Origin of the sequence: Rhodococcus sp. G-MC3 (genome assembly GCF_030063335.1) — a bacterium.
GTDB lineage: Bacteria > Actinomycetota > Actinomycetes > Mycobacteriales > Mycobacteriaceae > Rhodococcoides.
Genome location: NZ_JASISW010000013.1, coordinates 61,050 through 85,279, shown reverse-complemented (window position 1 = coordinate 85,279; position 24,230 = coordinate 61,050). Strand labels below are relative to the sequence as shown.

Sequence of the window (24,230 nt, the reverse complement as noted above, 5' to 3'; positions counted from 1 at the left end):
TCAGGCCACGAGACTTGGCGGATAAACGACCACTACCCGTGAGTTCCTATTATTCATCCACTGTAAGGAGACCATCGTGAGTCGCTCGATCGGCGTCCATTCCGAAATCGGCCAACTGCGCCAGGCCATCGTTCATCGTCCAGGTTTGGAATTGTCCCGACTCACGCCGGGGAACTGTGAAGAGCTCCTGTTCGACGACGTGTTGTGGGCCGAGAAGGCGCACGAAGAGCATGATGCCTTCACCGATGTGCTGCGCACGCACGGCGTCCAGGTTCACCACTTCGACGCATTGCTGACCGAGACGCTTCAGAACGAGGAAGCTCGTGCGTTCGTGCTCGATCGCACGTGCACACCCGAGTTGGTGGGGCCCACGCTTGCCGGACCGCTTCGCCGGCTTGCCGAGCAAAGCGACGGCGCGACACTCGCAACGTTGTTGGTCGGCGGGGTGACCAGGGCTGATCTGTCGCCGTTGCATGTCGGCAGCCTCCGCTGGAACACCCTGGGACTCAACGAGTTCATTCTGCCGCCGCTACCGAACACCATGTTCCCGCGGGACAACTCGGCTTGGATCTACGGCGGTGTCACCATCAACCCCATGGCGAAACCCGCGCGCCAACGTGAATCACTCCATGCGCGCGCGGTGTACAAGTTCCATCCGCTGTTCACCTCGGAGACCTTCCCGGTCTACTACGGTGACGATGATCTATCGCATCAACCGGCCACTCTCGAGGGTGGCGACATCCACGTTCTCGGACACGGCATTGTTCTCGTGGGAATGGGTGAGCGGACGACGCCGATGGGCGTCGAAATAGTTGCACGCGAACTGTTCCGAACAGGACAGGCGAAAGCTGTAGTGGCGGTGCAGCTTCCCAAGTCTCATGCGTTCATGCACTTGGATACCGTGTTGACGATGCTCGACCACGGCACCTTCATTCGGTATCCCTACCTCGATCCCGCATCTCTGCGGCCCTGGGTGATCACCGCCACCGACCCGGAGGAAATGCTCGAACACGACACCGGAGGGCTGCACGTGCAGCAGCGAGACAATCTGTTCACCGTCATCGCTGAACTACTCGACCTCGACAAATTGACTGTCCTCTCTGCCGACGAAGACAGCCGCGCTGCCGAGCGAGAGCAGTGGGACGACGCCAACAATTTCCTCGCGATTTCGCCGGGCATTGTCATCGGCTACGAACGAAACACGATCACCAACAACATGTTGCGTGACAACGGAATCGACGTCATCGGTATTGCCGGCAGCGAACTCGGCCGAGGTCGAGGCGGATCGCGCTGCATGACCTGTCCCATCGAACGTGAGGCCCTCTGATGCTCAGCGAACGTACGCGAGGCTCACTGCTGAAGGAAATCGACCTGACCAAGGCGCAGTTTCTGCACCTGGTCGACCGGGCGCGCAGGCTCAAACATGCGGACGACACCGGTAACGCAGTACCCAGACTTGCCGGCAGAAACATCGCGCTGGTCTTCGAGAAGAGTTCCACGCGAACCAGATGCGCTTTCGAGGTTGCCGCTCACAAGGAAGGCGCACACGTCACATACCTGGACCCGAGCGGATCTCACCTGGGCAAGGATGAATCGGTTCCTGATACTGCGCGGGTACTCGGCCGGATGTTCGACGGTATAGAGTTTCGCGGCTTCTCTCAGAACATTGTGGAGCAGCTCGCTGAATACGCTGGGGTTCCGGTCTGGAACGGGCTCACCGATCAGTGGCATCCAACCCAGATGCTTGCCGACATCCTGACCATGACCGAGCATCACGACGGTCCCATCGAGGAGATCGTGTACTGCTACGTCGGGGACGGCCGCAACAATGTGGCACGATCGCTGTTGGTGACCGGTGCGCTGCTGGGAATGGATGTTCGTATTGTGACGCCACGAGAGTTGTGGCCACCGGAAGACGTTGTCGAGATCGCGGAACACCTGGCGATCGAGAGTGGAGCACGAATTCTGCTGACCGACAGCGTGTCCGACGGCGTCACCGATGCCGACTTCGTCTACACCGACGTGTGGGTCAGTATGGGCGAATCCGATGAACAGTGGGCCTCGCGCGTCGGATTGCTGACGCCGTACCGCGTGACCGCGTCGGTCATGAAGCTCACCGGTAAGCCGGACAGCAAATTCATGCACTGCCTTCCTTCGATCCACGACCGCAGCACTGACGCCGGACAGCGAGTTTTTGCGCAGTTCGGCCTGGACGGGGCAGAGGTTACGGACGAGGTCTTCGAATCGGCCGGGTCGGTGGTATTCGATCAGGCGGAAAATCGACTGCACACTATTCGTGCGGTACTTGTTGCTGCGTTGGGAGGTTGATGTGCGCATCGTGATCGCGATCGGCGGAAATGCCTTGCTCCCTCGCGGCGCAAGTCCCGACGCTGTTGTCGAGCTTGCCCACATTCGTAGCGCAGCAATTGCACTTGCACCGATCGTTCGTGCACATGAGGTAATACTCTGTCACGGCAATGGACCCCAGGTGGGTTTGCTCGCCCTGGAAAGCAGTGCTGACCCGTCGCTGAAGGCGCCCTATCCGCTCGACGCCCTCGTTGCGCAGACGCAGGGAATGATCGGCTACTGGTTGTCCCAAGCGCTGCGCAACGCGGGCGTAGTGAAGCCGATCGTGAACCTGACCACTCAAGTCTGCGTCGACCCGGACGATCCGGCGTTCACGGCCCCGACGAAGTTCATCGGACCCGTCTACACGCGCGGGGAGGCCTCCGCCGTCGCCGATGCGCACGGATGGTCCATCGCTGCCGATGGCGCAGGATGGCGTCGAACAGTGCCGTCGCCGAGCCCCATTCGCGTGCTCGAGCAGGATTCGATCACGCGTTTGGTTCGTTCCGGTTCTCTCGTGATCTGCGGCGGAGGCGGCGGAGCCCCGGTCGTCGAATCCGTGGGCGGGAGCATGACCGGTGTGGAGGCGGTGATCGACAAGGACCTGACCGCCACATTGATGGCTCTCGATTCCGACGCCGACTGCCTACTGATCCTCACCGACGTGTCGGCAGTCTTCGATCATTTCGGTACCGCACAGGCGCATTCGCTTCGACGTGTGTACATCGACGAGTTGGCGAAAATGAACTTCGCGGCAGGTTCGATGGGTCCGAAGGTCCAGGCGTGCAGCAAATTCGTCGCCAATTCGGGGCATTCTGCATACATCGGCGCACTCGACGAAGCGCAGGACGTGCTGGCGGGGATCACGGGCACGCGCGTTCTCGACCGTCGGGTCGATGACGCACGCACCGGGCGACGCTCTGTCGACGCTTCGATCGGAGCCGATCAAAAGTATGGTGCTCGGGCGTAACAAATTGTGCGTGAACCATAGTGGAGAGGGCGCACGGCTTCGGCGAGATACGCGATGGAACCGTTCTTCTAGCTCAAACACTGGTCGAGTCGTTGCTCGCAGATGACACTGCTCTCGGTGCGAATCGAGCCGACGACGGAACAATCATGACGGGGCAATTGGCGCGTCCCAGAACTGATCTGCCGGTGGATCCGAGCATCATTCCGCTGAAGCCCCCGCGACCGTGGCTACCTACCACCAGTAGCTGTGCACCCTGCGCATGATCGAGGAGAGCATGCAGCGGGCGATCCTTGACGACCACACGTCGCACGGACACCGACGGATAGTGCAACGAGTATTCGTTCAGAATCTGCGTCAGCGCATCCTCGGTAGCGGGCCTGTTCACCGGCCATTCGAGTCCGTGAACCGGTATTCCTATCGACAGATCGGCGTCGGACCACGCGTGAATGGCCGTGAGCGGTGCACCTCGCATGTCGGCCTCCTCGAACGCCGAATCCAGCGCGGCCGCGCTGGCCTTCGTTCCGTCGATCCCAACGACGATGGGGTTCGACGCGGGGATACGACGGCGGTCAGTCCATTCGCGCACAACAGTGACTGGGCAGTGAGCGTGGGTGCTGAGCGCAAAACTGATCGACCCGAGCGATCGCCGATCGGTTCCGCCGAGACCGTTGGTGCCGATAACCACCATCCTCGACGTTCTTGCCAGCTCGAGCAGTGTGATAGCGGCTGGTCGCTCCGAAAGACATACTTCGACAGCGATCGGTTGCGCCGCTATGGCCACCGCTTCCGCATTCGCCTCGTCCAGAATTCGTTCCGTCTCGACTCTCAATTGCGTGATCGTCGGTTCGGACAGAACTTCGAAGCCGGTCAGGGCGGCCGGCAAGGGGAGCGAGGAGACAATCGTGAGATCGGAGTTGTGCAGTCCGGCGTCGAGAACTGCCCACCGGACAGCATCCAGTGACGCGGACGACCCGTCGACTCCGACGACGGTCGGGAGTGAACCCATCCGAGACCTCCTTCATCGTGTTCGGTGACTCCATCAAACCTCGCGGGCTGTGACCGGCGCGCCAGCACAACAACACCGACACTGGTGACTTTTGTCGCCGCTTTCGGTGACCAAAGGGTCGGTCGCCTACGTCATGAGTACGTAAGGTTGGTTTCGATGCGTCCATTCCGGTCGCGTACGAGGGAGTGTTCCGTGGTCACAGTATTTTTGGTCGATGATCACGAGATCGTGCGCCGAGGTTTGATAGACCTGATCGACTCCGATCCCGATCTCGAGGTGATCGGAGAGGCCGGCAGTTGTGCCCAGTCGCTCGCCCGCATCCCAGCCTTGAAGCCGGATGTGGCTGTACTCGACGTACGGCTCCCGGATGGCAACGGCATCGAGTTGTGCCGTGAACTACTCGATCGAATGCCTGACCTGAAGTGCATGATGCTGACGTCGTTCACCGAGGATCAGGCGATGCTGGACGCCATCCTCGCCGGAGCCCGAGGATATGTTGTCAAGGACATCACCGGAATGGAACTGACCCGCGCGATCAGAGACGTCGGCCATGGAAAATCCTTGCTCGACAACCGAGCGGCGGCTGCGCTGATGGACAAACTGCGAGCGGGAACCGCGGAGCCAGGACCGATCGACCACCTCACGGGGCAGGAGCGCACCTTGCTCGATCTCATCGGAGAGGGGCTGACCAACAGGCAGATCGCTGCCCGGATGTTTCTGGCAGAAAAGACCGTGAAGAACTACGTCTCTCGGCTTCTCTCGAAGCTCGGCATGGAGCGACGGACCCAGGCCGCGGTGTACGCCTCCAAGCATGCCGGTGCTCAATCAACGACCGGTGCACATGCAGTAACCGATGCGCGTCCTGGAAATCGAGATGGATGAGCCTGCGGGTGATGCGGGGAGCTTCTTGCCGCAGCTTCGGCTGGGCGAACTTCTACTCGAAATGCAGAAGCGCATCGACCATATCGCTGACGCCAGAGCCCAAGCGGATGGGCTGCTCGACGCCATGCTGGTCATCACATCGGGGCTCGACCTGGAGATGACGCTCCGGTCCATCGTGGAATCTGCCGTCGAACTCGTCGACGCTCGGTATGGCGCCCTCGGTGTCCGAGGCGATGGTCACGAACTGAGCGCCTTCATCAACTTCGGAATGGAGGAGGAGACGAAGGCAGACATCGGACCACTCCCCACGGGTCGAGGTGTGCTTGGATTGTTGATAGATCAGCCCAAAGTGGTGCGTCTGGAAGACATGTCATTGCATCCGGATTCGGTCGGCTTCCCACCTGGTCATCCTCCGATGAAATCTTTTCTTGGAGTACCGATCCGGGTCCGCGATGAAATTTTCGGGAACCTCTACCTGACCGAAAAGAAGGACGGAAAGCAATTCACCGAGGACGATGAGGTCGTTATTCGGGCGCTCGCCTCAGCGGCGGGTATCGCTATCGAAAATTCGCGCTTGTACGAGGAATCGCGCACCCGGCAAGCGTGGATGGAAGCTACGAGGGACGTCGGTACCGAGTTGCTGGCCGGCACGGAACCGAATGAGGTTCTGCAGATGGTGTCACGCAAGGCCTTGCACCTGACCGGTGCCGATGTCGCGTTTATCGCAGTTCCGGAGGACGTCGACGAGAGCTCCGAACTCGTAGATCAATTGAAGATCATTGTCAGCGAGGGATACGCCGCGGACCGATTGTTGGGGTCCATCATCCCGATGGAGGGATCGAGTTCAGGCGCGGCGTTCAAGCGCCGCACAGCCTTTCGAAAAGAGCACCTCGACTACCATGAATTCGAATTGGGTCACCAACTCGGCCCCGCCCTGATCGCGCCTCTGCGGGTAACCAATGGGGTCAGCGGCGTGCTCGTGGTGTTGCGGGAGGAAGGGGCGGCCTCGTTCAGTGATGCCGAGCTGGAATTCGTCTCCAGTTTCGCGGATCAGGCTGCGCTGGTGATGCAGATGGCCGACTCTGCTCGTCGGGTACACGAACTCGACGTTCTGTCCGACCGCGACCGTATTGCCCGCGATCTGCACGACCACGTGATCCAGCGAATATTCGCTGCCGGTCTGTCCTTGCAGAGCACGCTGCAGCGCACCGAATCCGAGGAGATACGTCAACGACTGACGAGAACCATCGACGATTTGCAAGACACCGTCCAGGACATTCGAACCACGATTTTCGATCTGCAGAGTTCGTCTCACTCTGCCACTCGCTTGCGTCAACGTCTCAATGACGCGGTCTTCGAACTTACCGGCAATGTCTCGGTCCATGCGATCGTCCGAATGTACGGACCGTTGTCGGTCGTCGAGAACTCACTCGCCGACCATGCTGTCGCCGTCATCAGGGAGGCGGTCAGCAACGCTGTTCACCACGCGCAGGCCGACACGCTGTCCGTGACGGTATCGGTCGGAGATGAACTTCGAATTGAAGTGTCGGACAACGGAATCGGCATGCCTGAGGACGTCACAGTCAGTGGCTTGGCGAATCTGAGTGCACGCGCCGTCCAATGTGGTGGCGCACTCACCGTGGGCTCACCGACATCTGGCATGGGTACCTCGGTTGTCTGGTCGGTGCCGCTACCGTGACAGGCGTTGCCCCACAGCCCGACCTTCAGGCGTAGTGCTCAGGTGCTGGTGGCATTGGTCCTGAACGTAAAGGACCTCTGACCGCTGTGCCGAACGGCAGGTAACTCGTACCGTTCTGGAGAGAAGTCGCTGCAATTTACGGTACGCGGTGGCGATGACGAACATCGAGAGGAACCTGATGAACAGTTCATTTCCGGTTGGACCCATGGTCGTCGGCATCGACGGATCGAGGGCGGCGCTCGATGCTGTTCGGTTCGCGATGCACGAGGCGCGGGATCGGCACTCGTCACTGCGGCTGGTGCACGTGATCAGTCCTCATCCGCAACCGGAGACCGTCTACGGCGCTCCTGATGTGGACGGCGACTACGGCCGTGGCGTGCTGCATGAGGCTGTGCTCGCTGCTTCGGAGGTCGATCACGGCGTGATGGTGGAAACCGCAGTGCTACATGGTCAACCGGAATCCGCTCTCTTGTCGGAGGCGAAATCCTCCTGTCTTCTCGTGCTCGGTGCAAGCGGTAGCAGTGTATTGGCTGCACGGATCCTACGGTCGTTGGTTTTTTCCCTTGTCGAGTCTTCGGCATGTCCGGTGGCGATCGTGCGAGAATCCAGCATCGGCTCCGATGGAGCGGTGGTGGTCGCGGTCGGAGATGCGGAGGTAGTGGTCTCCGATGTGGTCGTCGGAGAGGCATTTCGCGAGGCGTCGAGCAGAAACGCCCATCTCGTAGCGATCCACACCGTCGCGGTGTCGCAGATTCTCGCGCACGCGTTCGGGGGTTCGGGCCACGACCCGCAAGTGAAATCGCTGATGGACATCAGGCTGGAGCCGTTCGGCGAGAAGTATCCGAAGGTACGGGTATCCACCGTCCGCGGAGAGGCCGGCTCTGGACCCGAACTCGTCGCGCTGTCCAGTAGCGCTCAGTTGATCGTCCTGGGGCATGAGCAAGGGCAAGCGTGTGGAAGCACGCTTACCACCGTGCTCCGTGAGGCACGGTGTCCAGTGCTCGTGGTGCCGCACGCATGATGATGAACAGCGGTTCGCGCGATCTGTTGATGTCCCCGTTGGCAAACCAGCTCGACGCCGTCTATTGCGCCATGGCGTCGATGATGAAGTTGCAGGGAGTGGAGCGGGCTGTGGATCTCGTGGCGACGACCGAAAAAATCCCGGTGGAGCCTGCGATCTCTCGCACACGCAGAATGCGCAGGGTCAGCAATGTGGACGCTGTGCGATCGTGCAACTTTGTGTACTGAGGAGTACATTTGATCGGTGATTGCCGATAATGCCCGCCGAGGCGGGGTCGTGTCGTGACCAAAGAGCTACCGAGGACGGCCAAGGGGCGGCGAACCCGGGCAGCCATCGTCGACGCCGCAGCCACGATGATGTATTCACGCGGGGTGGCGGGCACCACCATCGACGACGTTCTGACTGCCTCCGAGACTGGCAAGTCGCAGCTTTACCACTACTTTTCCGACAAATCGGATCTGGTCGACGCAGTCATTGTGCGGCAACTCGAACGCGTGCTCGTTGCGCAACCGTTATTGGCCCACATCGAGGGTCTCGATGACATCGATGCCTGGGCAGAGGACGTCGTGCGCGCCCACGAACAGCCGGGTGGGCCGTTCGCCTGCCCGCTGGGTTCTCTCGCCGCGGAGCTCAAGAACGATCCGGCTTTCGTCCCCGCACTGAATGCAGCTTTTCGGACGTGGGCCGAACCGCTCGAACGGGGCCTACGCGCGATGACGGAACGCGGAGAACTCGACGTGGACACCGATCCTGCAGCGTGCGCGTCGATGCTCATCGCCGCGCTGCAAGGCGGGATGCTGCTTGCTCGCATAACCGGTGATGTTCAACCGCTACGGGACACTCTCGGTGCTGCGGTGGACTCGATTCGTCGCCGCAGTGAGCGTGGGCGAGCGAAACGATAGAAGTTCGCGGCAGTACTGGTCAGGATGGCGCGGCTGGGCTAGTCTGGTACCAATTGTACTATCGGGTACATTCATCGAGATCGGACAACCTCATGGCTCGTGCTCCGATGCCCAAGTTTCGTAGCCCGATCCGAGGCGTGTGGTTCACCTCCGTACTCGGAGCCGTTCTGCTCGTAGCCCTTCCCGTCGTCACGGTCACCGGATTGCTGTCGTGGGTTGCCTACGGGCCGCGGTTCGGACAATCGATGCCGGGCGACGTCGGATGGATGCACTTTCCTGTATTCGACTGGCCGTCGAGTCCGTCGTGGATCTATCGCCTCACCCAAGGTCTGCACGTGGGGCTCGGGCTGATCATGGTTCCGATCGTGTTGGCCAAGTTGTGGTCGGTGATACCGAAGCTTTTCGAATTCCCCCCGATCCGGAGCCTCGCTCATCTGCTGGAGCGAATATCGTTGCTCGCCTTGGTCGGTGGAATCTTGTTCGAGATCGCCACCGGCGTACTCAACATTCAGTACGACTATTTGTTCGGATTCAGCTTCTACACCGCGCACTACTGGGGCGCCTGGGTGTTCATCGGCGGATTTCTCGCGCATGTGGTGTTGAAGTTTCCGGTCATGTGGAAGACGTTGAGAACCAAGCCGTTTCTCGAGGTCATGAGAATCAGGGTGGACGAGACCGTCGTCGATTCCGATGACGATACGGGTCTGGCATCACCGGATCCGTCTCCGGCAACGGTGAGTCGGCGGGGTGCACTCGCTCTGGTGGGCGGCGGCGCGCTGTTCGTCGCGGTGCTCAGCGTCGGCCAGACGACCGGAGGGTTTCTCCGCTCGGCGGCTATTCTGCTTCCCCGAGGCCGTTCGTATGGCAACGGCCCCAACGACTTTCAGATCAATCGGACGGCAAAATCGGCCGGCATCACCGAAGATCAGGTCGGCGACCAGTGGGCACTGGCGGTGCTTGCGGGAGAGGATACGCTCGAGTTGAGTCGTGAGAGCCTCGAGCGCATGACCCTGCATACCGTTGATCTGCCGATCGCGTGCGTGGAGGGTTGGTCGACGGTGCAGACGTGGACCGGGGTGCGGTTGATCGATCTTGCAGCGTTGATGGGGGTCCGGTCCATCGACACCGCCGAGGTGCGTTCGCTGGAACGATCGGGAACGTTCAATCACGTGACCTTCACCGAATCGCAATTTTTGCATCCGGATTCGCTGCTTGCCTTACGCGTGAACGGCGCCGAGTTGTCACTCGATCACGGCTTTCCGGCCAGGATCATGATTCCCGGCGTTCCCGGAGTCCATACAACGAAATGGGTCGACTCCATCGAATTCAAGGGAGTTTCGGCATGACCACTTTCCGGAAGCTGTACGGAGCAGGCCCACTGCATCTGCTTGCGGTCGCGTTCTGTCTCGCCGTCGGGCTGTCGGTCGTGTTCAGTATCGGTTTTCCGGCGCTGTGGAACCAGGCCGTGTGGTGGCAGTCCATCGCAGTCTGGTTCGTCGGCGCAGCGTTGCTTCACGACCTGGTCTTGTTTCCGCTGTATTCCCTGGTCGACAGAGGGCTCGCTGTTGGTCTTGGGCGCTGGGTCAACGCTGTTCGGATACCGGCGTTGGGGGCGGGACTGAGCCTGCTTCTGTTCTTCCCCGGCATCATCTCTCAGGGCAGCGTGTCCTACGAGTCAGCCACTGGGCTCACTCAGCAACCGTTCGCAGTCAGGTGGTTGCTGCTGGTGGTCGCCCTCTTCGTGGCAAGCGGGCTGTTTTACGCGGCGCGGGCCGTGGTTCACCGCTTTCGATCGTAATTCGACGAAAGGGTGCTCGAACGGTGTACCGCGACGGCAACGTTGCCAGCCGAGCCGGCTCAGACTTCCGAGGGCAACGCGGGCTCGGTCTCCAGAACCTCGCGGCGAAAAGTCAGCATCGACGCGAAGTAGATGCCACCCACAACGATCAGGCCGACCACGATCAGATTCGGGACTGTCGCATCGCTCGGCGTCACGAGAACGAACAGCGCGAACACCACCCAGACGAGAGCGGACACGGCTACCGGTAGTTCCCAGCGACCGAGGCTGAAGCCACCTTCCTTGCGGTCCAATCTCTTTCGTACCGCCAGGTACAGGATGACCGTCGCGCCGTAGATGAGGGCAGGCAGAATCGTCGAGCCGACAATGAGCTGGATCAGGGCATCACCGGGAAGCGCGACCATCAGGACGATTCCGATCACCAGGATCAGGATCGTCGCGGGAATCGGTGTTCGGGTCCGCGGACTGACACGACGCATGATTGAGTGCGCGGGAAACCGCTTGTCGCGTGCCATCGAGAACACCTGCCGTGAGCACGCGGCCATCACGACCATTCCCGCTCCGAACATCGCGCACGCCAGCCCGCTCAGCAGGATTCTCTCCATCACCGGTCCCAATCGGTCTTCGATGATCGTGGCGATCGGAGCGCCGCTGGTGCTCGTCGCGGTGACATCGTCGATGGCGACGGTCAGTGCTATGAGGAAGAGCATGCCGGTGACTGCCGCGGCGATCACGGACGCGACGATAGCGCGCGGGACGCTGCGGAAGGGGTCCTTGGCTTCTTCGGCAAGGTTGGCGGCGGAGTCGAAACCGACGAGGGTGGTCAGTCCCATGATCATGCCGGCCATGAGACCGCCGCCGACGGCGAAGTAGTCGCTATCGCCCGCGGTGATCCCGCGCGAGGTCAGATTGTCGAGATCGCCGCCGCCCTGAAACACGAAGACGGCGGCGAGGGCGACCACCACGACGACGATGATGCCCAGCTCGATCGCGACAGCCGCGGAGGTGACCATGCCGAGCAAGCGGGTCGAGGCAACCACGAGCAGGGCTTGGACGACGAGAACAATCACCGTGATCAGCCTCGCCGTGTCCTCGTCCGGGTTCATTCCGACAAGCGGCATGAAGGCCTGACTCGCCATCGCGTTGTCCATTGCCACGACGGCTATCGCCAGATACCAGAAGGTGAGCCATCCGAACATTTAGCCGACCTTCGGATTGGCAAGACGCGAAGCCCATTGGTAAGAGGACCCGCTGAGCGCGATCCTCGCGGCGAACTGAGCCACCACAAGCGCTACCAAAGTCTGGCCGACGGCTGCGATGACCCACAACCAGATGCCGACGGGACCCGCAGTGCGCAGTAGGTCGTCGTAGGTCGCGAAGACGCCGACCGCCACCGAGATGAACGCGAACGAGATCGCGAACACTTGAAACGAACCGAGCGTCCTCTTCAGTTCGGGCTGCTCGTTCGATTGGGTCCGTGTCACCATGAACACCTCGCATGGCTCGAAGTGCATCCCGTGCCTGCCGGCAGGAATGTCGCTGGAAGGCTATCGGCGACGATGGTGGCTCGTCGCCGAAACCGACGAACCTCATTCCTGAGGGTGAGAGTAAATGTCCGAATTCAAATCAAAATGTGTTGCAGGATATTCGACTGTGTTCGTGGCCGGGGAGATCAGATCAGGACTGCAGCTCGTTCACCGTGTACTCGCGCACGTCGGCACCCAGGATTGCGGCCTGCTGACCGTCGTCGGGGCCGGACCCACGAAATGCATGCAGTTGCGCTTGACTGGCCCAGCGTTCGTAGACGTTGACACGGGTGGGATCCGAGAGATCCGCGCCGAGTGCGAAGTCGTGGCACCCATCGGCGGCGCGCGCGAGACGGACCACCTCGACGCAACCGTCGAGGTAGCTCGCGCGTTCGGTGGGGTTCACGGTCAGGTATCCAGAGACGATGATCATGCAGTGTTGACCGGAGCGGCGTCGAGAACTCATCGGCGGCCGTGTCGTGGTTGCACGATTGTGGGAGCTGACGCTTACGCCCCAACCCGCGTTTCACTCGCGAGGATCTGTTCGACAAGGATGTCGGCATGCCCGGCGTGCCGGGCGAGCTCCTCGATCATGTGCAATTTGATCCAGAACAGAGTGACGCGACCGCGTCGGTAGTGGACGTAGTCGGTCGATAGCACCCGCCCCGCACAGATTTCGCGCGAGCGGTGGGCGGCGGCCTCGAATTCCTCTGTGACGGAACGACGTGACTCGGTCGCACCCACCGCCCAACCAGCGTCGTCGCCAACGGCGTAACCATCGCACTCGGACTCGGCTATTCCAGCCACTGTGCGTTGAAACCACACTCGCTCTGCTGCAGCGCAGTGCTTGACGAGTGCAATTGGAGTGGTGAGAGAAGGCACAAGACGCCGACGGCTTTGTTCGTCCGTCAGACGCGCAACGGATCGAACGAGCGCTGAACGGTTTTCGTCGAGCATGATATCGAGCTCATTCACACCGTTAGCTTTGCATGCACCAGATGCTGTGTGCAACGGATCGTCAGAGTCGAGAGTCTCTGTCCCGAGGTGCGAGGTGCGCCTTCGACAGTTCGGTGACCAAAGCCCGGATGGACGGGCTGGCATCGGCGCTGCGACGCCACGCTACATGGACTTCCCGAGTTGGGGGTCTATGCAGGGGAACGGCGACCAGATCACTTCCCAGCGGTGGGCGCGCGAGTCGAGGAATGAGGGCGACGACACCAGTCGATGCCACGAGCGAAAGCTGGCTGGCGAAATCGTCGACCAGGTGCCGAACGTCGGGAGCTTCGTCAAGGTCCGCAACCAGGCGCCGAAACCACTGGTGGCAGACGGTGCCCGGCGGGCTGGTTACCCACGCGTGGCCGGACAAATGGGTACCCCGGAGCGGCGCAGTGTGTTTCGCGAGTGGATGCTCGCGATGCATCACGATGTCGCCGATGTCGACGTGCAGTGCACGTTGGTTCAGGTTGGCCGGCACCGACACGGGCAATCCGTCGGCGTCGTGAACCAGGGCGACGTCCGCGGAGCCGGAGTCGACGCTGTGGAGCGCCCGATCGGGATCCTGCTCGGTGACGAGTACACGCAGATCGGGGAATTCGAGGTGCATCCGTCCCAGCGCGGGCGCCACCATGCCGCGAATGGCAGTGGAGAAGGCCGCGATCCGAAGTGTTCCGCGCGGCGTACCGTCCGCTACGGATTGTGCTGCTTGCGTGCATCTTTCGAGGGCCTGAAACACCTCTGGTGCCGCGTTGACGATTGCCTGCCCCGCCGGCGTCAGCACCACGCCACGTCCGGCGGGGGAGATGACGTCGACGCCAACCTGGCGTTCCAGTCGTTTGATTTGCTGAGACACGGCGGAGGCGGTGTACCCGAGTTCCTCGGCGGCACGGGCGAGGGTACCGAGTGCTGCCACCGTCCGCAGTGCGTGCAATGCCGCAACATCGATCATGAAGCAATCTTATGCAATATCGATGAAAAAGCATTGGTGGACCAATGCAGTTCTTCAACGGATGATCATCGACATGACTCCAGAACATCACTTCGGCTCCAACCTCGTCGCCATGGTGACGCCGATGAACGACGACGGCAGCCTCGACGACACGAGCCTGGACCGCCTGGTCGACCACCTGATCGCGGCTGGTTGTGACGGCATCGTAGTGGGAGGAACTGCAGGTGAGGCGCCGACTCTGACCGATGCCGAGTCGGCGTGGCTGGTTCGCACGGTTGCTACGCGCGCGGCAGGACGGGCGCGGGTGATCGCCGGTGTCGGTACTTATGACACTGCTTCCAGCATCGAGCGGGCTCGGCGTGCACAGGAGTGCGGCGCGGACGCGCTGCTGCTGGTCTGCCCCTACTACTCGAGGCCGACCCAAGCCGGGATCATCGCCCACTGCACAGCCGTGGCCGATGCGACCGATCTGCCTGTGATGCTCTACGACGTTCCGGCGCGCACCGGTATCGCGATGGAAGCGTCGACCCTGATCGAGTTGGCATCTCATCCGCTGATCCTTGCCGTCAAGGATGCGAAAGGTGATCTGTTCGAGGCGATGTCGGTTATGTCTGCGACTTCGCTTGCATACTATTGCGGGATCGATGAACTGAACCTGCCGTATCTGGCCATCGGCGCCATCGGGTTGGTGAGTGTGGTGGGAAACGTTGTTGCCGAACGAAATAGTCGACTGATCCGAGCCGTACGCGAGGGCGACCTAGCCGCCGCACGGTCGATCCAGAATTCGCTGCTGCCGTTCACCGATGCAGTGATGCGCACCTCGCAGGGGGCAATCATGGCCAAGGCTGCACTCGCCGAGGTCGGAATCATCGCCGACCCTGCTGTGCGCCTGCCGCTGCTCCATGCCCTGCCGGAGCATCGACGACTGATTGTGGACGCTTTGGCTGTCACGTCCTGATCAGTAACCGATCACATCCAGTGCCGCTCGGACGATCGAATCGGTGTCGACGCCGTGGTACCGATAGACCTCGTCGAGCGAACCGACTTGACCGAACCTGCTCACACCCAACGAGATCGAGGGAACCCTGTTGACCGTCGGCAGGAATGCAAGGGTGTGAGGATGGCCGTCGAGAACCGTCACCATCGGCGTTGCTCGCTCGGCCGGGAGCAGCTGGTCGAGGATCCAGCTCGGTCCTTCGCTGCGCCCTTGACGAGCGTGCAACGCTTCCCACAGCAGGCCTGGGCTGGTGATGCACAGAACGTTCGCCGCGATTCCGATCTGGTCCAACCGGGCGGCCGACGCCAATGCCTCGGTCATGAGCGCACCCATCGAAACGATCGTCACGACGGCGTCCTCGCGGCGAACGAGTGGATACCCGCCCGCCACCACCTGGCGCCGACGACGTTCTCGCGCAGCGGGATCCGCCGGCACATCGGCCAACGTCTGGTCGACGGGCCTCGTCGACAACCGTAGATATGCCGAGGTGCCGTCGGGGCGTCCGAGCTGTGCAATGCTGGAGAGGAGGGTCCACTCGACATCGATCGCGAAAGCAGGTTCGTAGCTGACGCAACCGGGCTGTTCCAGGCCGATCGAGGGCGTCTTGATCGACTGGTGCGCACCGCCTTCGGCGGCAAGAGTGATTCCCGACGGTGTCCCGACCAGAATGGACTGGCCGCCCGCGTAGATGCCGTACGACCACGGTTCGAGGGCGCGCTCGACAAAGGGGTCGTACATCACTCCGATCGGAAAAAGTGGCTGCCCCCAACGACTCCACGTCGCACCGAGCTCACCCATCAGGCCTACCAGGTTGGTTTCGGCGATCCCGAGTTCCATGTGCTGTCCTGCTGGATTCTCACGCCAGTGCATGATCGTCTCGGCATCATCGTCGAACCAGTCGCGCCGCTCGATAGCGGACCAGACGCCTACTTTGTTCACCCATCCGGCGAGATTCGTCGTCGAGCTGACGTCGGGGCTGACGGTGACGACGCGTTCGGCGGCGGCAGGGGCTTCGCGCGTCAAATCGAGGAGCGTGCGTCCGAGCGCGGCCTGGGTTGTCGCGGTTCCTTTCGGCGTGCGGCCGATGTCGGTGGGCACGGCAGGCGGCTCCGAGAGAGCTATCGCATCACGACGTAAGCGAATCGCTGCATCGCCGATGATCCGTCCCGACGGGCTGTCGTCGGGGAAGCGTTCCCACGGCGCTGCCGCATTCTTCCCGAGACTTGTTGCAAGCGAATCGTATTCCTCGACCGTCAGCAGCGAGGAATGGTTCTGGGGATGCCCTTGTGTCGGTAGTCCGAATCCCTTGACCGTGTAAGCGATGATGACTGTCGGTCGTGTGTCGTCGATCTCCGCGTATGCCTTGCGCAATGCCGGCAGATCGTGGCCACCGAGGTTGCGGATTGCTTCCGTCAGAGTCGTGCCGGGCAGGTCGGCGATCAATGCCTCGATCGCCTGAGCCTCGGGGCCGTCTCCTGGCAGCCGCGTACGGAGTTCGTCAGCGCTGCAACGCAGTAGCCGCTGGTACTCCGGGTTCGGCATGCCCGTGATGCGGTTACGTAGGGCGCCGCCACCGGGGCGTACGAACAGCGATTCCAGAAGGCCGCCGAACTTGACGGTGATGACTTGCCAGCCTGCGGCGTCGAACATCTTCTCCAGTCGCCGAGCGGCGATGTTCGGGACGACCCGATCGAGAGACTGCCGATTCAGGTCGACGATCCAGACGACCTCGCCGAGTTCCGCGATGCCGGGGTCGACGATGGCTTCCCACACTGCACCCTCGTCGAGCTCGGCATCGCCGACGAGCGAGTACTGGCGCCCGCTTCCGGCCCCGCCGAAGCTCGTCTCGACGTAACGGCGGGAGATGGCACCCCAGATGGGTGCGGTTGCACCGATTCCGACGGACCCTGTCGAGTAGTCCACCGGGTCGGGATCCTTCGACCTGGAGGGATAGGACTGAAGCCCGCCGAACGAGCGGAGCGTCGTCAGATAGGTCTCGTCGAGTTCTCCGAGGAGGTAGTTGATCGAGTGGAGAACCGGCGATGCGTGCGGCTTCACCGACACTCGATCGCCCGGCTGCAACTGTTCGAACCACAGCGACGTCATGATCGACACCATCGAGGCGCAGGAAGCCTGATGGCCGCCGACCTTCAAGCCGCTTGGGTTCGGCCTGACGCGATTCGCATGATGAATCATCGAGGTCGCGAGCCACAGGATGTGCTCTGCGATGTCGTGCAACGGGTCGTTCGCCTCGTTGGTCGAGTCCTTGTCACTGGGGACGATGCTGGTCATTCTGGCCGCTCCTCGGGTGGGCACCACTGCATCAGTCGACCATTCGTTTGTGTGTTGCACAATCGGCGGCTAGAGAATCGTGCATCCTGCACAGTTGGCACGCACCCGGTTGGACCGGCATGATCACGCTGCGTATGCCAACGGCCAGCGAACAGCAGCCACGGTTACTGTGACGGAAAGACTCGGATACTCGGGTTCTGGAGAAACAGGAGTGTTAATGAGCGTCGACAGGGATACCGGCAGTACGCCGTGGCAGGCCGAGGAATCGCCTCGGCCCCGGCGGGCAACGCTGCCCGACGACGACGCGTTCTACTCACCCCCGGAAGGATTCGAAGAGCACGAGCCCGGGACAGTCCTTCGTCACCGCGAGGTCGAGGTCGCCCTGTACGGATCCATTCCTCAGCAGGTCGATGCGTGGCAGTTGCTCTACCGGACCACCGACCTCAACGGCGTGGCGCAGGTGAGCGTCACGACTGTTCTGATGCAGCGGGGGAGCGTCGCCGAGATCCCGCGCCTGCTGTCGTACCAGTGCGCCATCGACGCCGTCTCGTCGACCTGTTTCCCCTCGTACGCGCTCCAGCGTGGAGCAAAGGCATGGGGCGCCGTCCCGCAGTTCGAGTTCGTCCTCGTGCTGCATGCTCTCCGCCGCGGATGGGTGATCACGATCCCCGATCATGAAGGACCGCAAGGGCATTGGGGTACACCGCGCGAACCCGGCTACTGCACTCTCGACGCTGTACGTGCGTCGCTGCGCTTCACGCCGCTCGGCCTGTCGGACGACACCTCGGTCGGGTTGTGGGGTTACTCCGGCGGGGGGCTCGCGACGTCGTGGGCAGCGGAGATGGCACCGGAGTACGCGCCCGAGATCGACATCGTCGGAGCTGCTCTCGGCTCGCCCGTCGGTGACCCGGCGTCGGCGTTCACCAGGCTCAACGCCACCCTGCACGCAGGACTTCCGACCCTGGTCGTCGAGGGTCTGCGTCGGGCATACCCCGATCTCGATCGCCTGGTCCGTACCCACGTCAACGCCGACGGTCTTGCGCTGCTCGACTCCGTCGACGACATGACCACCGTCGCAGCCGTGCGCAAGCTCGCCAGACACGACCTGGACAAATACATCGACATCCCGCTCGCCGATCTGCTGGCCAAGCCCGAGATTCTTGAGGTCTTCCAGGCGATACAGCCGGGTCGGACCGCGCCGTCGGTCCCGATGCTGGTGATCCAGGCCGTGCACGACCAGATCATCGCCGTCGACGACGTCGATGGCCAGGTCCATCGCTACCTCGACAACGGTGTGCACGTCACTTATCTACGTGACCGGCTCAGCGAGCATCTGTCGCTACACCCACTCTCGGCGCCTCTCACCCTGGATTGGCTGCGAGACCGATTCGAGGGACGCGAGCTGCCTGCGTCGGGAGTGACGACAGTCTGGTCGACGGCGTTGTCGCTCGGGGCCGTCCGCGACCTCTTCGCGTTGGCGTGGTCGGCGACACTCGCAGTGTTCGGCCGTCGCCTCTGAGGCATCCGTTTGTCCGAAGTCTCGATACCGTCGACGCGCCACACTGGAGTCGCGCGCCACTAGAGTCACGGAAATGACCGCCCCGACCGACTCGCATCTGCGTTCACCCTGGCTACTGCTGGTCCTGTCGTTCGGAGCAGGCGCGACGGATGCGTTCGCTTTCCTGTCGCTGGGCGGCATCTTCACCGCGAACATGACGGGCAACCTGGTGTTGGTCGGGCTCGTCGGCCGTGAGGAGTATCTGGACACTCTTGTCGGTGCTGCGATAGCGATCGCGGTGTTCTTCGTCGTGCTGCTGGCGGGCTTTCGCTACGTGCACACCTCTACGGCCACACCCACCAGGTCGACGACGGTGCTCCTCGCGCTTGCTGCTGCCATTCAAGTAGGAACTTTTGCTGCCTGGTGGATTCTGGACAATCCGCCCGCCGAAGTCGTCATCGATGTGCTTGTCGCACTGTCGGCGTCGGCGATGGCGCTTCAGACGGTGGTTGCGCGCACCTCAGCGGTGGGCGGCGGACTGTCGACGACGTTCGTCACCGGCACGATGGTCAACGTCGTCGACGACCTGGCCCAGGGAAAAACGGAGTACCTCGCCCTGCGTCTCGGTGCGATCGCAGCGTTGGTGGCCGGATCGTTTGCAGGCGCCGTGTCGATCCTGCTGGCGCCTGGTCTCGGGCCGCTCGTCTCCGCCGCCACCGGCTGTATTGCGTTGGGTCTGGTGGTTCGGCGGTGAGGCGGCTCCGCCGCACGTGCGCGGAAATACGTCGCGGGGGACGTACTTTCACTCACATGCGACGCAGTCGCTCACTGCCCCAGCTGCGTTCGATGTAACCGATGACGCGCTCGATGTCAGCTGCCGGAACCTTGTCTGGCTCACCGTGCTCGAGCGGATCGGTGTGATAGATGTACAGCCGGGATGCAAACTGCTCGAACGGAAGTGAGCCTTCGCCCGCCCGCTCACCGTTGCCCGACGTCCCGACGACCACGCCGTCGCCCCAGTCCTGGCCGCTGTCGTTGTTCGGGTTGAAGAAATAGACCCGCATCACGGCGTCGGGATCGGGGGCAACCCGCAGGACGGTGATCGCGTGCCAACCGACGTAGCGAGCTGCACTGTCGGTGGCAGCAATGCCCGCAGGCTGCGGGTGAATCAACGGTTGGCCACCGTTGTATTCCAGGTGGTACGACGCGTAGAACCCTCGCAGAAATTCGTCGAGATCGATCAGATCGCCGGTCTCGACGTCGACGTTGATATGGAAGCCGCGAGCTGACCACCAGCCGTGGAACTCTGGGTTCACCCAGCGGTGAGGGTCGCCGGGGCGGTCCGCGCAGCGCCGACCCATCTCCGCATAGATCCGGTCGAGATGAGGGACGACGATCTGAGAGACGGGGTCCAGATCGATCGGTGTTGCCGTTGCAACGCCTCCCTCACTGTCGTTGGAGGACAGGGACTGTCCTTCGAAATGCATAACGATCTCATCGTCGCGAGCGGCCCACACGAGCATCTGGAGCAGATAGTCGGGATCGTTGTACGCCCACATCGACAGGGCCCGAGCAGACTGACACGTCGGGTTGTCTCCCTGTCCGACACCCAACGGCTGACCGAGCATCGACAGCAGACCGCCCAGAAGGCGAGATTCGGGACTCGGGCTCGGACCGAATGTGTCGATGAGTCGTTGCCGAACGTCGGGTGCGAGTCGCAACGCCAACTGGCGCCACAGCGACGGGACGATTGGCGGCTGGTGCAGAATGCCGCGGTCGAGCATCAACGCGATTCCATACAGGCACTGCGCGGATTCCGGATGTACGGCTTCGTTGATCAGGCAGTGCACCAACTCGGGGTACCGCTGCAAACACGTCCGGCCTGTTTCGGATACCCCGAGCGCCTCACCGAGCAGATACGTGTTGTGCTCGATGAGAAAGCGAACAAGCGTTGCGTGGTAAGGAGATACAAGCCCAGTGTCGTGCATGGCTCGGGCAAATCCGCGTGCCTCGAATTCCAGCGCTTCGGTGTCCATGGCATCGAGCCGAGATCGATAGACGTCGACACCCGGATCCTCGCGGCATGCCTCGGTCGGTCCGAAAAGCGCCGAGATCAAGCGGTCGAGCCCTTGACCGGAGGCACCGAGATCGACGTCGGGATCCTCGCGATAGACCGCGATCCGAGTGACCATCGCCTTGACATGGTCGACCTGGATCGGGCGTTGACGCAGAACTCGCCAGATTTCTTCGCCGAGCTCGCCGAGAACGCTGGCGTACCCGATCTGGTCGGCGACGTAGCCGAACAGATCGCGAATCAGATGTGCGACGCGTCCGAGCCGAACCCGTTCCGCCTCCGACGGCGGCGAGAACAGCACTTCGAGGTTCATCGCCAATACCTGCGAGAGGAACCTACGTGCGTCGTCGGCGCTGACCGCCGGGTGTTCGTACTCGCCTGCGGCGATCGCGCACAGGCGGAGTTCACTCGTTGCTTCGAGCAGCACGGTATCGATGACGCCGCTGCGCAGGCTCGGCCCGACGAAACCGGGAACGAGAATGTCCGGTTTCGCCCAGTCGGTGCCCAGGAAGAGCCCAGCAGAGTCGAGTGCCGCTGCGCGGTCACGAACAGCCGCGCACCCGCCCGGCCTGGTCAGAACACGGTGCAGCGCGTCGAGAACGCGCGGCACCTTGGTGTTCTTGGAAAAATCGGGTGCCGACGCCAATGCCTCGGTCGCGTTGTCGAGCTGCGCGAGCCGCGACAGTAGCCCCTTGTCGATCTGGTCGGTCTGTTGCGCCGGGTCCATCGATTGCGACGGCCCACTGGAAGCGTCCCCGAAGTCTTGCCTCACACGTAGAAGTCCAATTCTTCCTGATGCTTCAACAGGTCGCGCATGACGTATGGATCCTCACCGAAGAAGTACAGCAGACCCCAATGTGTACCGAAAGCGGTTCTCTTCGTGACAGTTTCCTCGACGGGAGCCGCCAAGTCGTTGGTCTCGTAGTAGTCGTGCTCGGCCGTCTCCTCCGGAATCTCGAGGTGGCTGACGACGCGTCGACGGGGGTAAACACCGAAGCAACCGGCGATGCCGGTGGCGTCGACGACCTCCTTCGGGAAAAAGGCGTCGATCTCCTCCTCCGTGGTCTTCGGATCGAATGCCAGCGCGAGGCCCTGGTACGCATTGAATCCGTATGCTCGTTCGAGGAGTTCGAAGACCTTGAAGCCTGGCGGCCGGTACGCGACCTCGCCGAAGTACATCTCACCGTCGCTCGTCACGAAGTACTCGGGATGGATGAACCCGAACTCGATGTCGAAGGTCTTGATGAGCTTCTCGATCTGAGTGGTGATCTGCGGCCGGTACTTTTCCAGCTCCGGTGTCGCGGGTACGAAGACCGAGTAACCGAGGGTCACGTACTCGGAGATGTTGAGAAACTTGATCTTGCCGTTGTGGATCCAGGCCTCGACAGCGAATTCCCAGCCGTCGAGATGAGACTCCATCAGTACCGGGAATTCGTCGTCCGGGATGGAATCGACCTCGTCGGGGGTCCTGATGACGCGGTGGCCGAGGCAACCTGCCTTGTCGAAAGCCTTGAGGTGGATCGGATCGTTGGGGTCGCCGTCGAGCTTGAGCAGTGTCTGGTTGACGCGGCGCAGGAATCGAATGACGTCTTCGCGGTCGTGGGCTTCCTCGAAGATTCCGACGCGGATGCCGCCCAACTGTGCGCGACGCTTCATCAGCGCCTTGTCACGCAGCAGCATCGCCTGTCCGAACAGGCGGGGGTTGCCGAGAAGAACGGAGTTGATCGCACCGGCCCACTCGACGGTCTCCTCGTACAGCGGGATCGCGACGTCGACGCCTTTGTCCTGCAGCGTCTCGGCGATCTCCAGCGACCGATCGTTGAGTCGTTCGAAGTTCCACGGGATGTACGGAATGTCGTGTTCGGTGCAGTACGGCTCGGCCCATTCAGGTGCCACGACCACGTAACGACGGTCGAAATTGTCCAGCGCTTCCACCGCGGCCAGACTCCAGCCGAGCAGTGCGACGTAGCCTTTGCTCGGGTCTTTCTCCAGCCTTGCGGGCTGTGGCATACAAAGTCCTTTCCATCTTTTTTTCAGGTCAGGTCGTCCTTTCCACCGTACAGAGGGGCTTTTTTCGGTTTCAGCCCCCTGTGCGGGCGTACCGATCGGCGAGTGCTGCACAGGCTTCTCGGAGCTCGTGGGGAACGACGATCACGCGGTCGACGTCGAACCGGCCGAGGGACGCTGAGATGGCCGTTCACGACCAGGTTCCTTGGACGAGCCTGCATCGGTCCGCGCCCACCGGCTCGACGGTTCCGTCCCTATGCCGCAGGTGACACCCAAGCTCTTCGGTGGTGCAATGAACGCATGTCACTGAAATGGGAACAGGTCGTGGTCAACTCGCTCGATCCGAAAGCCCTCGCTGAGTGGTGGAAAGCCGCACTGGGCTGGAATTTTTCAGAGATCGACGAGGATGGCGATGTCGAAATTCGCCGGACACGAGATTCCTTCCCGGCGTTGATGTTCGTGGGTGTCCCCGAGGCGAAGGACGGCTTCGATCGACTCCACCTGGATTTCAGACCCGACGATCAGGCCGCGGAGGTGGAACGGTTGCTGAGTTTGGGGGCGGTCCACACCGACGTCGGGCAGGGCGAGGACAAGACGTGGACAGTGCTCGCCGACCCGGAAGGGAACGAGTTCTGCGTTCTCAGCGCCCCTGCCTGAGCGGGTCGGTTCGAGCGCGGCGGGTCTGCAGACGGCCGCTCGCGCATCGTGTTTCTGGATTGAGGTAGTAGTGCCGAAGCAGAGTGCAGGAATCTTGCCGTTTCGCCGTCTCAGCGGTGGTCTCGAGGTACTCATCGCACACCCCGGTGGCCCGTTGTGGGCGCGCAAGGACGACGGGGCCTGGTCGGTGATCAAGGGCGAGTACACCGACGAGGAGCCGTGGTCGGCCGCGAAGCGTGAGTTCACCGAGGAGACCGGGATCGAGGTGCCCGACGTGGCGTCCGTTCTGTTGCCCGTCGTCCGGCAGCGGGGAGGCAAGGTGGTGACGGTGTTCGCCATCGAGGCAGACTTCGACGTGACGGGTGCGGTGAGCAACACGTTCGAGATGGAGTGGCCGCCGAGGTCGGGTAAGCATCAGTCGTTCCCCGAGGTCGATCGCATCGAGTGGTTCCCTGTCGAACAGGCGCGTATCAAACTGCTCGCTGCGCAGGTCGTTCTGTTGGACCGTGTGATCGAGTGCGCATCGGATTGAGCCTTGACGCGCCCCTCGGTCGCATGCCACCCTGTTCAATACCGAGCGATCGCTCGGTCGGCCCGTGAAATCCGAGGA

22 protein-coding genes and 1 pseudogene are annotated in these 24,230 nt (G+C 62.0%); 15 read left to right on the top strand and 8 right to left on the bottom strand.

Annotated elements, in window-relative coordinates; all coding sequences use genetic code 11:
• The first annotated feature begins 76 nt into the window (after window positions 1-76).
• Genes QMK17_RS15975 through QMK17_RS15965 form a run of 3 tightly spaced genes read left to right on the top strand, consistent with a single transcriptional unit; the run spans window position 77 to window position 3,316 of the window.
• Window positions 77-1,327 carry an arginine deiminase gene (locus QMK17_RS15975; RefSeq protein ID WP_283510253.1) on the top strand — a complete coding sequence of 417 codons (1,251 nt, stop codon included), beginning with the start codon at window positions 77-79 and terminating at the stop codon, window positions 1,325-1,327.
• Window positions 1,327-2,328 carry an ornithine carbamoyltransferase gene (gene argF, locus QMK17_RS15970; RefSeq protein ID WP_442972775.1) on the top strand — a complete coding sequence of 334 codons (1,002 nt, stop codon included), beginning with the start codon at window positions 1,327-1,329 and terminating at the stop codon, window positions 2,326-2,328. Before QMK17_RS15975 ends, argF begins: the two co-directional genes overlap by 1 nt.
• A 1-nt stretch (window position 2,329) precedes the next feature.
• A complete protein-coding gene (locus tag QMK17_RS15965; protein ID WP_283510252.1) occupies window positions 2,330-3,316 on the top strand; it encodes a carbamate kinase in 987 nt (328 codons plus the stop codon).
• 73 nt (window positions 3,317-3,389) lie between these two features.
• On the opposite strand, the gene QMK17_RS15960 is transcribed toward QMK17_RS15965, so the two are convergent.
• Window positions 3,390-4,322, bottom strand: coding sequence for a universal stress protein (locus QMK17_RS15960; protein ID WP_283510251.1), 933 nt, complete (start codon window positions 4,320-4,322; stop codon window positions 3,390-3,392).
• Window positions 4,323-4,514: 192 nt separating this feature from the next.
• On the opposite strand from QMK17_RS15960, the gene QMK17_RS15955 reads away from it, so the two are divergent.
• From QMK17_RS15955 to QMK17_RS15925, 7 genes are all read left to right on the top strand, one after another.
• A complete protein-coding gene (locus QMK17_RS15955; protein ID WP_283510250.1) occupies window positions 4,515-5,204 on the top strand; it encodes a response regulator transcription factor in 690 nt (229 codons plus the stop codon).
• Window positions 5,176-6,903, top strand: a complete 1,728-nt coding sequence (locus QMK17_RS15950; RefSeq protein ID WP_283510249.1) for a GAF domain-containing sensor histidine kinase — start codon at window positions 5,176-5,178, stop codon at window positions 6,901-6,903. Before QMK17_RS15955 ends, QMK17_RS15950 begins: the two co-directional genes overlap by 29 nt.
• Before the next feature lie 178 nt (window positions 6,904-7,081).
• Window positions 7,082-7,924, top strand: coding sequence for a universal stress protein (locus QMK17_RS15945; RefSeq protein WP_283510248.1), 843 nt, complete (start codon window positions 7,082-7,084; stop codon window positions 7,922-7,924).
• Window positions 7,921-8,151 (top strand): hypothetical protein, encoded by a 231-nt coding sequence (locus tag QMK17_RS15940; protein ID WP_283510247.1) that lies wholly within the window; start codon window positions 7,921-7,923, stop codon window positions 8,149-8,151. The genes QMK17_RS15945 and QMK17_RS15940 overlap by 4 nt, the downstream gene beginning before the upstream one ends.
• Before the next feature lie 54 nt (window positions 8,152-8,205).
• Window positions 8,206-8,826, top strand: coding sequence for a TetR/AcrR family transcriptional regulator (locus QMK17_RS15935; RefSeq protein ID WP_283510246.1), 621 nt, complete (start codon window positions 8,206-8,208; stop codon window positions 8,824-8,826).
• Window positions 8,827-8,918: 92 nt separating this feature from the next.
• Window positions 8,919-10,172, top strand: a complete 1,254-nt coding sequence (locus QMK17_RS15930) for a molybdopterin-dependent oxidoreductase (RefSeq protein WP_283510245.1) — start codon at window positions 8,919-8,921, stop codon at window positions 10,170-10,172.
• Complete coding sequence (locus QMK17_RS15925; RefSeq protein WP_283510244.1) at window positions 10,169-10,624, top strand: hypothetical protein; 456 nt, start codon at window positions 10,169-10,171, stop codon at window positions 10,622-10,624. The genes QMK17_RS15930 and QMK17_RS15925 overlap by 4 nt, the downstream gene beginning before the upstream one ends.
• A gap of 59 nt (window positions 10,625-10,683) precedes the next feature.
• Here QMK17_RS15925 and QMK17_RS15920 read toward each other — a convergent pair.
• The 4 genes and pseudogenes from QMK17_RS15920 to QMK17_RS15905 all read right to left on the bottom strand — a co-directional run bounded on the left by QMK17_RS15920 (window position 10,684) and on the right by QMK17_RS15905 (window position 14,095).
• Window positions 10,684-12,138: pseudogene (locus QMK17_RS15920) on the bottom strand (APC family permease).
• Between the two features lie 163 nt (window positions 12,139-12,301).
• Window positions 12,302-12,583, bottom strand: a complete 282-nt coding sequence (locus tag QMK17_RS15915) for a putative quinol monooxygenase (protein ID WP_283510243.1) — start codon at window positions 12,581-12,583, stop codon at window positions 12,302-12,304.
• A gap of 74 nt (window positions 12,584-12,657) precedes the next feature.
• Entirely contained in the window at window positions 12,658-13,125 is a 468-nt protein-coding gene (locus tag QMK17_RS15910) for a DinB family protein (protein ID WP_283510242.1), read from the bottom strand.
• Window positions 13,126-13,168: 43 nt separating this feature from the next.
• Entirely contained in the window at window positions 13,169-14,095 is a 927-nt protein-coding gene (locus QMK17_RS15905) for a LysR family transcriptional regulator (protein WP_283510241.1), read from the bottom strand.
• A gap of 73 nt (window positions 14,096-14,168) precedes the next feature.
• Here QMK17_RS15905 and dapA point away from each other — a divergent pair, with 73 nt between their 5' ends.
• Window positions 14,169-15,053, top strand: coding sequence for a 4-hydroxy-tetrahydrodipicolinate synthase (gene dapA, locus QMK17_RS15900; protein ID WP_283510317.1), 885 nt, complete (start codon window positions 14,169-14,171; stop codon window positions 15,051-15,053).
• On the opposite strand, the gene QMK17_RS15895 is transcribed toward dapA, so the two are convergent.
• On the bottom strand, window positions 15,054-17,384 hold the full coding sequence (locus QMK17_RS15895; RefSeq protein ID WP_283510240.1) for a transketolase-like TK C-terminal-containing protein: 2,331 nt from the start codon (window positions 17,382-17,384) through the stop codon (window positions 15,054-15,056).
• A 217-nt stretch (window positions 17,385-17,601) separates the two neighbouring features.
• Here QMK17_RS15895 and QMK17_RS15890 point away from each other — a divergent pair, with 217 nt between their 5' ends.
• The gene (locus QMK17_RS15890) at window positions 17,602-18,903 is read left to right on the top strand and encodes a lipase family protein (protein ID WP_283510239.1); all 1,302 of its coding nucleotides are present in this window, start codon (window positions 17,602-17,604) and stop codon (window positions 18,901-18,903) included.
• Between the two features lie 73 nt (window positions 18,904-18,976).
• The gene (locus QMK17_RS15885; protein ID WP_283510238.1) at window positions 18,977-19,636 is read left to right on the top strand and encodes a YoaK family protein; all 660 of its coding nucleotides are present in this window, start codon (window positions 18,977-18,979) and stop codon (window positions 19,634-19,636) included.
• 52 nt (window positions 19,637-19,688) lie between these two features.
• On the opposite strand, the gene QMK17_RS15880 is transcribed toward QMK17_RS15885, so the two are convergent.
• Window positions 19,689-21,683: a hypothetical protein gene (locus tag QMK17_RS15880; protein WP_283510316.1), complete on the bottom strand. Its 1,995-nt coding sequence runs from the start codon at window positions 21,681-21,683 to the stop codon at window positions 19,689-19,691.
• A gap of 41 nt (window positions 21,684-21,724) precedes the next feature.
• Window positions 21,725-22,966: an ATP-grasp domain-containing protein gene (locus QMK17_RS15875; protein WP_283510237.1), complete on the bottom strand. Its 1,242-nt coding sequence runs from the start codon at window positions 22,964-22,966 to the stop codon at window positions 21,725-21,727.
• Between the two features lie 297 nt (window positions 22,967-23,263).
• Between QMK17_RS15875 and QMK17_RS15870 the strand changes: the two genes are divergently transcribed.
• Complete coding sequence (locus QMK17_RS15870) at window positions 23,264-23,620, top strand: VOC family protein (RefSeq protein WP_283510236.1); 357 nt, start codon at window positions 23,264-23,266, stop codon at window positions 23,618-23,620.
• A 70-nt stretch (window positions 23,621-23,690) separates the two neighbouring features.
• On the top strand, window positions 23,691-24,152 hold the full coding sequence (locus tag QMK17_RS15865; protein ID WP_283510235.1) for an NUDIX domain-containing protein: 462 nt from the start codon (window positions 23,691-23,693) through the stop codon (window positions 24,150-24,152).
• Window positions 24,153-24,230: the final 78 nt, after the last annotated feature.